This window comes from Sphingosinicella xenopeptidilytica, assembly GCF_042676985.1.
Lineage (GTDB): Bacteria > Pseudomonadota > Alphaproteobacteria > Sphingomonadales > Sphingomonadaceae > Sphingosinicella > Sphingosinicella xenopeptidilytica.
Genome location: NZ_JBHTIK010000005.1, coordinates 565275 through 577830 on the forward strand (window position 1 = coordinate 565275; position 12556 = coordinate 577830).

Here is a 12556-nt window from a genome sequence, read left to right on the forward strand (position 1 = left end):
TTTCCCTATGATCCGCAAGTCCGTACTTCTCGCCGCCGCGCTTTCCGCCGTCGCGCTCACCGCCTCGGCGCAGGAGGCGAAGCGCCCCGAGTTCCCGTTCACCACCGAAAAGGCCTACGACGCCGGCAAGGTCGCGCCCTACAAGGGCAAGCACGCTGCCGCATATAAATACATCGATGCGAACAAGGCCGCGCATGTCGAGAACGTCCAGCGCTGGGTCCGTCAGCGCTCGATCAGCGCGCAAAACGATGGCGTCACGCAGATGGCGGAAATGCTGGCGGCGGACCTGAGGGCGCTCGGCTTCAAGGAGGCGGAGCTTGCCCCCACCAAGCGCCACCCCGGCGTCTGGGGTTATTACGACGCGGGCGCGAAGACCACGATCGCCGTCTACATGATGTACGACGTGCAGCCGATCGAGCCCGTGGGCTGGAATGTCGATGCCTTCGCGGGCACGATCGTGGAGGATCACGACCTCGGCCGCGTCCTCATGGCGCGCGGCGCGACCAACCAGAAGGGTCCGCAGCGCATTTTCCTGAACGCGCTCGAAGCCATCATCAAGGCCGAGGGCAAGCTGCCCGTGAACGTCATGCTGCTCGCGGAAGGCGAGGAGGAGCTCGGCTCGCCGCACTACCCGGACCTTATCGCCAAATATGCCGACCGCCTGAAGCAGGCGAACGGCGGCGTCCTCTTCCCGATGATGGGGCAGACGCTGGCGGGCGGCGTGCAGATGTCGCTCGGCGTGAAAGGCAACATCTACTTCGAGCTTGAAGCCCAGGGCGGACCGCAGGGCGGCCCCAAGACTGCGGAGATCCACAGCTCGCTGAAGGCTATCGTCGACGCGCCGGGCCTCCGCCTCGCCCAGGCGATTGCGAGCCTCACGTCGCCGGACGGCAACGTCATCACCGTGCCGGGCTTCTACGATTCGATCCGCCAGCCGAATCAGGAGGAGCAGGAGCTCATCAACGGCGTGCTCCCGGCGTGGACGGCGAACGAGCCCGCGATGCAGAAGTCGCTCGGCGTCGACAAGTGGATCGACGGCATGACCGGCCGCGAGGCGATCACGCAGTATCTCTTCAACACCACGCTCAACATGGACGGCATCTGGGGCGGCTATTCGGGCGAGGGCACCAAGACCATCCTGCCGCACAAGTTCACGGCGAAATTCGATTCGCGCCTCGTGCCGAACCAGACACCCGACGAGTCGGAGCGCCTGATCCGCGCCCACCTCGACGCCAAGGGATTCACTGACATCAAGCTCACGCGCCTCTCCGGCTATCCGCCCGCGCAGTCCTCGGTGAAGGAGCCGCTCGTGCAGGCTGTGATCGGCGCGTACCGCAAGTACGGCATCACGCCGAGCGTCATGCCCCGCCTTGCGGGCAGCGCGCCCTACTACGTGTTCACCGATATCCTGAAGATGCCGATCGTCTCGGCAGGCATCGGCTACGGCACGGGCGCGCACGCACCCAATGAGTTTATTGTCATCGATCCGAAACCGGGCTCGAAGGTCGCGGGCATCACGGAGGCGGAGAAGTTCTATGTCGATGTGATCCACGCCGTCGCGAAGCGCTAATCCGCAAAGGGGAGGGACGTGACCATGACCGAAACCAGCGAGATCAGCCGCCGCGCTTTCACAGCAGGCGCGGCGGGCCTCGGCCTGTCGGCGCTGGCGGGCATTACGCCCGCTGCCGCCGAGACCATCGCACCGTCGATCGCGGCGCTGTACCGCAAGGCGATCGTCATCGATGCGCTCGCCTCGCCGGATACATGGAACGTCCCCTATCCCCCACCCGGTGAACTCACGCCCGAAAAGCTCGCGAACGTGCGCGCCTCGGGCATCACCGCCGTTAACCTCACGGTGGGGAAGCCGGGCGGGTTTGAAGGCACGGTGAAGGAAATCTCGAAATGGCTCCGCCATATCGAAGCGCATCCCGATTATTTCCTGCTCGTGAAGCGCCACGCCGATCTCGCCACCGCGAAGAAGACGGGCAAGCTCGGCATCATCTTCGGCTTTCAGGGCATGGGAATGATCGGCGAGGATTTGAGCCTCATCGAAACGTTCGACGGTCTGTGGGTGAAGATCATGCAACTCACCTACAACGACAAGAATCCACTTGGCGCGGGCAGCTCCTCTCCCGACAACGAGGGGCTCACCCCGCTAGGCCGCGAAGCCGTGGCGCGCATGAACAGCCTCGGCATCCTTGTCGATACCGGGCACGCCACACCGCAGACGGTCATCGACGCCGCTGCGGCCTCATCGAAGCCGATCACCTGCTCGCACACCGGCGCCCGCGCGATCTACGCGAGCCAGCGCAACCAGACCGATGCCGCCCTCCGTGCCGTTTCGGGTACAGGCGGTGTCGTCGGCATCTATCTGATGCCTTTCCTCGGTCGCGATCCCGTCTCGGCCTCGCGCGCGCTGTTCATGAAGCACCTCGTCCACACGCTCAATCTCTGTGGAGAGGATCACGTCGGCATCGGCAGCGACCAGAGCATCACCCCCGTCGACATCTCCCCCGCCTACATGGATATCGTGCGCAAGACCGCCGAGGCGCGGCAGAAGGCCGGCATCGGCGCGCCCGGAGAAGGCGACGGCCCGATTGCGGTCCCCGATCTCAACAGCGCTCGTCGCATGGAAATCATCGCTGCCGAACTCGACCGCGCGAAATACCCTGCGCGTGTCATCGAAAAGGTCATCGGCGGAAACTTCGACCGGTTGTTCCGGGAAGTCTGGAAGGCCTGAAACGTTCAGGGCGGGGACCAGCCCCGCCCTGAGAGCGTTTTTCCTTACAGCGGCGAACCGCCCAGCTTGTAGGTCACCTGCAGGTAGAAGCTGCGGCCCACGCTGTCGAACCAGCTGATGTCGTAATACGGATAGGCCGAGTAGCTCGGATCCTTCACAGGGTTCTTGTCGAACACGTTCGTCACGGTGAACGACGCGCGGAGGTGATCCGTGAAGTCGTACTGCAGCGTCGTGTTGAACAGGTAGCTCGCCTTGATATAGGCGTCCTCGTCATAATTCGGCAGCTTGCCGAGCCGCTTGCCTTCCACCGTCCAGCGCAGATCGTCGAGTGACCACGTGATGCTGCCCGTCGTCTTGTCGCGCGGCATGTAATAGCCGCTGTCTTCGGCCAGCTTGTTGATCGCCGTATCACCCGGATACTGGCGGAACTTGTGGTCGAACACGTGCGTGTGGGAGAGCGAAAGCGAGAACTCGCCGAAGCTCGTCGGCAGGCGTCCGTGCAGCGCGATATCGATGCCGCTCGTCTTCTCGTGCGCGATGTTGATCGGGTTGACTGAAACCGCGTCGAGTTCACCTTCGCTTACACCGCCTGCGAAGCGGTGCACGCGGGCGATCGCGTCCTGGCAGGTCGGAGAGGCGATATCCACGGGCGTGCCGTTCATCGTCTCGCCGATCCGGCAATCGGCCTCGTCGCGCAGCAGCGAGTCGATGCTGAGATCCTGCACCTGGTTGGAAAGCGAGACGCGGAAATAGTCGACGGAGACGTCGAAATAGCGCGACGGCGCCCAGACGATACCGGCGTTCAGCGATTTGCTGGTTTCCGGCTTCAATTGGCGGTTGCCGTTGCGCTGCGCGACGATGCCCGAATCGGCGTAGCTGCAATCGCCGATGTCTTCGTCCGGCTCCTCGGTGCGGCACAGATAATAGTCCGTTGCCGAGGGGTGGGTGTTGCCGGGTCCAGTGAACACATAGTGCAGGTCAGGCGCTCGGAAACCTGTGCCATAAGCGGCGCGCACCAGCAGCGTCGAAACGGGACGCAACTCCACGCCGCCGTTGTACGTGAACTTGCCGACGCCGTTGCCGGCGAAGCGGAAGTGATCGTAACGCCCGGCGGCCGAAACCTGCAGGAAGTCCGTCACCGGCGCGCGGAGCTCACCGCCGAGCGCCCAGTGCGTGCGCTTGCCGTGGCCGTCGCTGTCCTTCAGGCCGTAGTAGTAATCCGTCAACGCCAGCGGATCGGGGTTGAGGTCATAGCCCTGCTTCCCGAACTCGGCGATCGCCGCGAAACCGACCGGGCCCGCGGGCAGCGAGAACAGTTCGGTCGAAGAGACGGTGGCCGAAAGATTGTCCGTCCAGCTCTTCGGATTGTAGACGCTGTAAACGGCAATGCTGTCGTATTCCGCCTGCGTCAGCGGCGTGTAGAGACGTTCGGGATCGGCGTTGAAGACCGGGTAACCGCTGTCGTCGTCGATGCCGAGCTGTTCGCCGAGGAACAGTTCGTTGGCTCTGGCCGCGATGATCTGCGGGAACTTCACCTTCGCCTTGTATTCGCTGTGGTTGAACGAAACTTCGTAGGTCCACTTGTCGTCAAGGCTGCCCTTGATGCCCGGCGTGATGCTGAACGTCGTTTGCCGGTTGCGGGTCATCACGTTCGAAAAGCCGCCTGACTCTTCGGGTGTGAATTGGCGCGACCAGTCGTCGAGCACGCCGTCGAAGCTGTTGTAGAACGTCGTGTCGCTGCTGCCGGAGGAATCCTGGAACGCCCAGTTCAGCACGTCGGGCATCAGCGAAACCTTGCTGATGCCGAACTGTGCGTCGAGGAACAGTTCGGCGCTGTCCGAAAGCGTCAGGCCGGCGGAGGCGAAGCTGTTGAAGCCCTCGCGGCGCGAGATGATCGTGCCGTAGCCGATCGAGGTGTTGCTGCCGCAGAAATAGCCGGGGCCGTAGTCTTCCAGATCGTCGTCATAAGGGCCGTAGCGTGGCCGCGACGCGTAATAGGTTGAACCATCGTTTAGATATGAAAGCGCTGCGCAGGTGTCCGCACCCGGATCCACATATTCGTCATTGTCGGGATCGTAACGCAGGAAAACGCGCCGGCCGAGAGGGGCGGCCGTCGTCGGGTTGTCGGCAGTGCTGTCCTGAATCTTGCGCTGATAGCCCCAGATCGGCTTCTGCAGCGTATATTCGATGCCGCCGACGATATGGAACGTCTCGTTCGACCAGCCGCTCGTCGCGCTGATCCGGTGCGAAGCGCCGCCGCCGCGATCGGTGAAGCCGTGGCGGTAATCCAGCGTGGTGCCGTCCGCGTTCTTCTTCAGTTCGAAGTTGATGACACCGGCGATCGCGTCCGATCCGTAAATGGCCGATGCGCTGCCGCTCAGCACCTCGACGCGCTCGATAAGGCCGAGCGGGATGTTCGAGATGTCGGTGAAGTTGCTGCGGCCCTGGAACGGCAGCGGGAAATCGGCGATGCGGCGGCCGTTGACCAGAACCAGCGTGTGGTTCGGGCCGAGGCCGCGCAGGTCAACCTGCTGCGCGCCGGGCGTGAAGCTGGCGCCGCTGAACGATTGCTGGCTCTGCGTCTCGCCGCCGTTCTGGGTCACGGCGCGCAGGATGTCCGGCACGCTCGTGTAGCCGTTGGCGCGGATGGCGTCGGCGTTGATCACGGTGATGGGCGCCGGGCCCTCCTGCTGGGTACGCGCGATGCGCGATCCGAGCACAATGATCGGCTCGTCGACCGGGTCCGTGTCGGTGGTTTGCGCCATGGCGGAGGTGGCAAGTGCGGGCAGGCAGCAGCCCAGCACCAGCAAGAGCTTCGTGCGGAGTCGGACGTTATTCATAGGGTTCCCCAGTTTCGGGCATCGCCCTCGCGGTCCTCTGACCGTGCCAGGAATGCCTCCTTGGCTTCCAGCAGAAGCCGCGAAAAATTTCAACACTCCGCTTGATAGAATAAGAACATTGTTCCCATGTGCGATCATTATGTAACATAACGCTCTCACATTGTGTTTTTTGCAGGAGGGTCGGCCGGGTGCTGAGATCGGGATTGTCAAAAGGGCTGCTTTCGGCGCTGATCGGGCTGTTCTTCGTGGTGTCGCCGGCGTTCGCGAAGGGGCGCTATAGCCACTATGTGCTCGGCGATCTCACCGCGGCCACGCCGTCTCCCGTCTCCGGCGGGCTTCTGCTGATGGGCGGCGGAGACCGCAATCATGATTCCATGCGCTGGTTCTTCGGCAAGGCCGGGCACGGTCATATCGTTATCCTGCGCGCGTCGTTGGGGCCGGAGATCGGCAAGGAGTTCTACAACGAGCTTGGCGGCATCACGTCTGCCGAGACCTTCGTTTTCAAGGATCGCGCTGCCGCTGCGGACCCGAAGATCCTCGCCAGCCTGAAGCGTGCCGACGGCATCTTCATCGCGGGCGGCGACCAGTCGCGTTACGTGCGCTACTGGAAGGGCACTGAGGTCGAGGACATTCTGAACGCGCACGTCGCGGCCGGAAAGCCGCTCGCCGGAACAAGCGCGGGCCTCGCCATCCTTGGCGAGCAGCTTTACAGCGCGGCCGTCGGCAGCATCAAAAGCCACGAGGCGCTCGCAGACCCCTTTGGCGCCGCCAACACCATCGAGCGCGACTTCCTCGATCTGTCGCTGCTGAAGGGCGTCGTCACCGACACGCATTTCAAGGAGCGCAACCGGCTCGGACGCCTGTTCGCCTTCCTCGCGAAGGCGCAGGCCGGCCGCGCTGCCGATCTGCCGCCGATGCTCGGTCTCGGCGTCGATGAAAGCGCCGCGCTCGCGGTGGAGCCCGACGGCAGCGGACGCATCTATGCCACCGCGCCCGATGGCGGCGCCTGGCTGGTGGACGGCACGTCACTGCGCGGCCTCAGCCCCACGGGTCCACTCGAGGCGCCGCGCATCCGTGTCGTCGGCATCGGCGCCGGCTCGGTCGTGCACCTGCCCTCGGGCGAGGTGGAGAACCCCATCTTCACGCGCGCATACGCCGCGCACGCAGGCAAGATCAGCGAAGTGCCGCTCTGGTCGCTCGCCATCCATGGCGGCGCTGGGGTCATCGATCGCGGCGCGTTGACGCCCGAGAAAGACAAGGCCTACCGCGCCGGGCTGGACGCGGCGCTGCAGGCGGGCGGCGCGATCCTCGGCAAGGGCGGGACGGCGCTCGATGCCGTTGCCGCCACGGTGCGCGTGCTTGAAGACAATCCGCTGTTCAACGCGGGCCGCGGCGCCGTCTTCACCGCGGAGGGCCGCAACGAGCTCGACGCTTCCATCATGGACGGCCGGACCTTGAAGGCGGGCGCCGTCGCAGGCGTCACGCGCACGCGCCACCCGATCGATCTCGCGCGCGCCGTGATGGAGCGCACGCCCCATGTCATGCTCGCCGGCCCGGGCGCGGATCGCTTCTCCGCCGAGCAGGGCCTCGAGCAGGTCGATCCGTCGTGGTTCCGCACGGAGGAGCGCTGGCAGCAGTTCCAGGCCTGGAAGGGCCGCCAGCAGGCGGCCGCGCTCGATCCTACGCACCTGTTCGGCACGGTCGGCGCCGTGGCGCTCGATGTTGAAGGTAATCTCGCGGCGGCGACCTCCACCGGCGGCATGACCGGAAAGCGCTGGGGCCGCGTCGGCGATTCCCCGATCGTCGGCGCGGGCACCTATGCGCGGAACGGCCAGTGCGCGGTCTCCGCGACGGGCTCGGGCGAATACTTCATCCGCGAAAGCGCCGCGCGGCAGGTGTGCGACCGCGTGGCGTGGCGCGGGGAGAGCCTCTCCGACGCTGCGAACGCGACGATCACCGCCGTCGGCGCGATCGGCGGAGACGGCGGCCTCATCGCGATGGGTGCCGACGGGCGCCCGGCGTTCGCCATCAACGACCTCGGCATGTACCGCGGCCGCATGGCTGCGGGCGGCTCTGCTGAAACGGCCATCTATGCCGACGAAGCCCTGACGGACTGACGCCGCCGGCGCTTGCTTTGCCGGGCGTATTGCTCTTAGCTCCCCCCAGAATATGGGGAGATCGATGATGCGCTTGGTTCTGATCGCGGCGCTACTGGCGTCTGCCGCCCTTGGCCCTGTTCACGCACATGAAGCGCCTGCGCCTGAGCAGCAGTCGCAGCCCGTTCCGAAGGATCAGCTGCTGAAGCCGCCCGCCGGTGCGGTGCAATATCTCATGGTGTCCGAGGCGGGCACGCACGGCAGCCAGTGGCGCTGGCAGCTTCCCGATGGCCGCACGGCGTATCGCTGGTCGCAGGAGCTGCGCGGCTGGATCACCGAAATGGACCAGGTGACACGCTTCGGAAGCAATGGCGTGATCGAAGCGCTGACCGTGCGCGGCGTCACCATGTCGGGAGACGCGGCGGAGGAGTTCAGCGTCGCAAACGGCCGCGCGACCTGGAAGACCGCCAACGACGCAGGCGAGGCTGCGGCCGGGGGTTGGTACATCCCTGCGGGCGGCGTCGGCATCGCGGGCGCCCCGCTCATCGAAGCGCTCGCCGCGGCGGGCGACAAGGGCCTCGATTTCCTGCCGAGCGGCAAGGGCCGCATGACCTTCGGCGGCACGCAGACCATAGAGGGCCCGTCCGGCCCCAAGACGGTCCAGCTCGCGTTCATCAGCGGCATCCTGCCCTCGCCGGTTCCCGTGTGGCTCGATGAAAACAAGCGCTATTTCGCCGAAATCAGCTACATTTCGCTGCTCCCCGTGGGCTACGAAGGCGCGCTGCGCCAACTCCGCGACGCGCAGGACGCCGCGACCGCCGAAGCTGTCGCGGGCATCGCGAAACGCTTCCTCGATCCCGCCGCCAAAGCCCCGGTCCTCATCGATAACGTGCAGCTCTTCGATGCCGACAAGGGCACGTTCCTCGCCAACAAGGCGGTTCTGGCGCGGGACGGCAAGATCGCGGCCATCGCCGCCGCCGGATCGCTGAAAGCCCCCGCCGGCGCGCGCATCATCGATGGCCGCGGCAAGACGCTGGTGCCCGGCATATGGGATAGCCACCTCCACATCGGCGACGACTGGAGCGTGCTTTCCAATATCGCGAACGGCATCACCAGCTTCCGCAGCCCCGGCACTACCTTCGACCGCGCGGTTGAGGCGACGAAGCGCCGTGCCGCGGGCGAACTCCTCATGGGCGAACCCTTCATCTCCGTCATCATCGACAAGAAGGACCCGCTCGCCGCGCAGGGCGCCGAGGTGGTGAGCAGCGCGGAGGAAGCCGTCGCCGTCGTGCGCCGCGTGAAGGCGGCGGGCCTCTGGGGCGTGAAGTTCTACACCTCGATGAACCCGGCATGGATCGCGCCCGCCGCGGCGGAGGCGCACCGCCTCGGCCTCCACGTGCACGGCCACGTGCCCGCCACGATGAAGCCGAGCGAGGCCGTGGCCGCCGGCTACGACGAGCTCACACATCTCAATTTCGTGGTGATGGAGGCGATGCCGCGCGAGGTGATCGACAAGGCGAACACCCGCCAGCGCATGGAGGGGCCGGCGCGCTACTTCAAGGATGTCGATCTCGACGGCCCCTTGATGAAAGGCTTCATCGCCGATCTCGTCCGCCACAAGACGCAGGTGGACCCCACCATCGTCATCTTCGAATCCTTCCTCACGCAGGATGGCGGAAAGCCGCATCCGGCCTACGCGCCCTACATGGGCATCATCTCCCCCGTCATCGAGCGCTCGCAGTTCACCGCCGGCGGCTATCCGCTGGTCGAGGGGCTGACGCGCGACGATTACCGTCGCAGCTATGCGAAGATGGTGGAGCTGGTCGGCCGACTCCACAAGGCCGGCGTCACGATCGTGGCGGGCACCGACGGCTGGGGGATCGAGCTCATCCGCGAACTCGAAATCTATCAGCAGGCCGGCTTCACTCCGGCGGAGGCGCTGCAAAGCGCAACCATCGTCCCCGCGCGCGTGGTGGGCGCCGACACGCGCACCGGCTCGATCGCGGTGGGCAAGGAAGCGGACATGGTGCTGGTGGACGGCGACGTCTCAAAAGACCTCGGCGCCCTCCGCCGCGTGATGACCGTGGTCAGCGATGGCTATGTGATGGATGCCGCGGCGTTGCGGAAGGCGGCGGGGTATAGCGGGGCGCCGAAGTAGGGGGCTGGGCCGCTGTGGAGAGACACAGTTCCGTATCTTATCCACAGTAGTCGATCGGGCAAAGTACCCAGCATGCGCGATCGAAAGAGTAATCCCGTGCGGAGCGAGTCCTCAATAGACCTCGGTCTGGTCCATGGTAGAAAGTGTCATGGCTAAAAGTGACGACCACACAGCGAAATCTGACCCACGCATCTTTTGCTTTGAGCGAGATGAGGATGACCGAGCGTTCGAGCTCTCGGTGACAGCTCTAATAGGAAGGATGCAACAGAAATCACGCCAGATGTTCGTTTGCGAGCATAATGTGCTCCGTATGAATCATGGCAGAAACTGGGTCCACTCCGCGCGTGGTACGGACCAAGATACGACAATGCACAGCATGTCGGCGAAATGGACGATTCCGTTCTCAGGCATCGTGGAGAACGACCTGAAACTGATCGGCCAGACCATTCTCCCGATCAACGAGGAAATGGAGCGCCAATTCGCCCAAAATATGTACGGCGTGATCGGCGCCGCAGCGGAGAGGGTTGGCAATGTCGTCGATACCAAAGAAGCTGGTTCATTCGCGCTATCGATCTTGGAAATGTTCCAGAAGTTAGAGCTTGGTGTCGATCGCGACGGGAATGTGTCGATACCCCAAATGCATGTCGGACCGGAAATGCATGAACGCATCGTAAGCGAGGTACGGGACATGCCGCCCGAGCTCTTAGCGGAGATCGAACGAGTCAAGGAGGAGAAGATTCGACGAGCTCTGAACCGGGAGGAAGAGCGGAAGGCTAAGTTTAAGCGGGCAGATGTATGAGTGGACGCGCGCTGATCGCTATTGGCTGCAATAGTTATGAACATCTGCCTACATTAACTGGGGCGGAAGCTGATGCTGCCGGTATCTATGATACACTCATTCGGCCTGAGATCGGCGATTATGATACCTCGCGGTCACGCATCCTGCGTTCGCCATTGCTGCAGGAAGTACGTGATGCGCTAACCGCAATCTTGTTCTCTGGCGAGGCGCTTGACACTTTGACCATCTCCTTCGCCGGCCACGGCGAAGTGAGTGGTGGCAGCTTCTACATGGCGTTACGAGATTCGCGAAGGCACGCCTTATCTGTAACTGCCTTGTCATTGGCAGACCTCTTTCGGATGATTGCCGAGGCGGCGCCGAAGCAGACCTATCTCATCATTGACGCTTGCCAGTCCGGTGGGTTGATCGCGGACCTCAATGTGATTCTGAAATCGGAAGTAATGGGAGAGCTTGGAACACCAGGCGTCACTTTGCTCGCGACAGCGGCGTCCAATGAGGCTGCGGTTGAAATTGGTGGTCATGGCCTCGGCACGACGGCGTTACTTCAATGCGTCCGAGGTGAGATATTTCTCCAGGACAGCAATCCGGCGCTCGACCTTGTCGAGATTGGGCGTGCGGTTTCGCAGCGCCTCAGCGATGCGGGCGAGCAGACGCCGGTAGTTTGGGGGCTCAATCTGTATGGCCCGTCAAGCTTCAGCAAGAACCCACACGTCGGGACTGGCAATGCGCCGCTAAGAAGCGTCCTAGCTGGATGGCCGGATGCGAAGAGCGCAGCAGCAATTCGATCGAGCCTGCCACGCCTCTGGGAGCCCTATGTCGCACTATCTCGGCGGTGGGAACCTAGGGAGTTTGTCGATCGGCTTTCGCCGCTTCTCGATCAGTTGCAAGATGATCCGAGTGTACTCCTGAATCTAAACCAGCGCATTTCCGAGGCATGTGCGGCTCAAGCGCAAGAAGCACGAGACAGATTTCGCGCGATCGAGGTTCAAGCGGCATGTATCGTAGCTTTGCTCCCATATTCCTCACACTCTGCGGTAGCCGATCAACTTGTCCGGCAATGCACTGCGCTCGGTTTGCAGGTCGAGGCAACGGTACACGAGGTGATAGCTGCGGTTGAGGCTTATAAATTTGCACTGGTCACTGGTGGCCTTGGCGACCTTTACGATCTACCTATTCGCCTCTCTAAGTTGCTTGGATGGAGTGGCTTTGCGATCCATGTGCGGCTGTTGAATGGGGATGACCCTGGGCCAGCCAAGATTGCGCTCTCCGGTCTCCTCGCTAAGATATGGGAGACTTATTCACTTTCGCTTGTCGCGATGAGTGACATCCAGGCGCCATTTCTTATAGCAGTGGTAACGGCGTGCGTTCGTGTCGATCTCCTTGAAGATGCAGAACAACTACTAGGACATTATTTTGCGTCTGCCGTTAGCTGCGGCGGCAAGATCGCGCGCGCGGATCTCGACCCATCCAAAGTCCTTTCCTATCTGGTGGCACGGAGCAAGCCGCCGATCGAACTCGGCCTCGACGTGCTTGCGCAGCCCACCGAGCTCGTGCTCGCGCTTCTTCGCTTATCTCGGCTTGTGAATCTTAGTGAGGAATTCGATCTTGCGCTTTTCGAGCTCGATCATTTAGCGCTCAATGCCTATTTGCCTGATGACTATCTGAAATTTGGTGATGAGCACGTTGCCGATGGCGTGAATGCCGTATTCAACGTCGGACACGATTTCTGGAGCGTGGCTGACCTTGAAGCTGCCTGGCCTGCATTTCCCTATCCCCCAAACGCGGGCACACTTTTAGCTTCCTTATTGGCGTCCCTCATTTTTCCGGACCGATGCTCTTGGTTTCTCCTGCCTATCCCCTCCCTTGTGGAAGGAGGCATATCCGAGAAAGCGGCCGTGTCTTGAATGCAGTTATTTGCGGTCG

General features: G+C 63.2%; 7 protein-coding genes. 6 read left to right on the forward strand and 1 reads right to left on the reverse strand.

Translation table 11 applies throughout. From position 1 onward, the window contains the following. Positions 1 to 7: 7 nt before the first annotated feature. Positions 8 to 1570 (forward strand): M20/M25/M40 family metallo-hydrolase, encoded by a 1563-nt coding sequence (locus ACFQ00_RS10555; protein ID WP_381490094.1) that lies wholly within the window; start codon positions 8 to 10, stop codon positions 1568 to 1570. Between the two features lie 24 nt (positions 1571 to 1594). Then, entirely contained in the window at positions 1595 to 2740 is a 1146-nt protein-coding gene (locus ACFQ00_RS10560) for a dipeptidase (protein ID WP_381490894.1), read from the forward strand. Positions 2741 to 2784: 44 nt separating this feature from the next. Here ACFQ00_RS10560 and ACFQ00_RS10565 read toward each other — a convergent pair whose 3' ends face one another. Next, positions 2785 to 5580: a TonB-dependent receptor domain-containing protein gene (locus ACFQ00_RS10565; protein ID WP_381490097.1), complete on the reverse strand. Its 2796-nt coding sequence runs from the start codon at positions 5578 to 5580 to the stop codon at positions 2785 to 2787. Between the two features lie 203 nt (positions 5581 to 5783). Here ACFQ00_RS10565 and ACFQ00_RS10570 point away from each other — a divergent pair, with 203 nt between their 5' ends. From ACFQ00_RS10570 to ACFQ00_RS10585, 4 genes are all read left to right on the forward strand, one after another. Then, on the forward strand, positions 5784 to 7697 hold the full coding sequence (locus ACFQ00_RS10570) for an isoaspartyl peptidase/L-asparaginase (protein ID WP_381490101.1): 1914 nt from the start codon (positions 5784 to 5786) through the stop codon (positions 7695 to 7697). A gap of 64 nt (positions 7698 to 7761) precedes the next feature. Next, positions 7762 to 9834, forward strand: coding sequence for an amidohydrolase family protein (locus tag ACFQ00_RS10575; protein WP_381490104.1), 2073 nt, complete (start codon positions 7762 to 7764; stop codon positions 9832 to 9834). A gap of 367 nt (positions 9835 to 10201) precedes the next feature. Further along, complete coding sequence (locus ACFQ00_RS10580; protein ID WP_381490107.1) at positions 10202 to 10633, forward strand: hypothetical protein; 432 nt, start codon at positions 10202 to 10204, stop codon at positions 10631 to 10633. Continuing rightward, positions 10630 to 12537 carry a caspase family protein gene (locus ACFQ00_RS10585; RefSeq protein WP_381490110.1) on the forward strand — a complete coding sequence of 636 codons (1908 nt, stop codon included), beginning with the start codon at positions 10630 to 10632 and terminating at the stop codon, positions 12535 to 12537. The genes ACFQ00_RS10580 and ACFQ00_RS10585 overlap by 4 nt, the downstream gene beginning before the upstream one ends. Positions 12538 to 12556: the final 19 nt, after the last annotated feature.

Excerpts from the sequence above, each read along its gene's own strand:
- ACFQ00_RS10555 (WP_381490094.1), top strand. The coding sequence starts at position 8 with ATGATCCGCAAGTCCGTACTTCTCGCCGCCGCGCTTTCCGCCGTCGCG.
- ACFQ00_RS10560 (WP_381490894.1), top strand. The coding sequence starts at position 1,595 with ATGACCGAAACCAGCGAGATCAGCCGCCGCGCTTTCACAGCAGGCGCG.
- ACFQ00_RS10565 (WP_381490097.1), bottom strand. The coding sequence starts at position 5,580 with ATGAATAACGTCCGACTCCGCACGAAGCTCTTGCTGGTGCTGGGCTGC.
- ACFQ00_RS10575 (WP_381490104.1), top strand. The coding sequence starts at position 7,762 with ATGATGCGCTTGGTTCTGATCGCGGCGCTACTGGCGTCTGCCGCCCTT.
- ACFQ00_RS10580 (WP_381490107.1), top strand. The coding sequence starts at position 10,202 with ATGCACAGCATGTCGGCGAAATGGACGATTCCGTTCTCAGGCATCGTG.
- ACFQ00_RS10585 (WP_381490110.1), top strand. The coding sequence starts at position 10,630 with ATGAGTGGACGCGCGCTGATCGCTATTGGCTGCAATAGTTATGAACAT.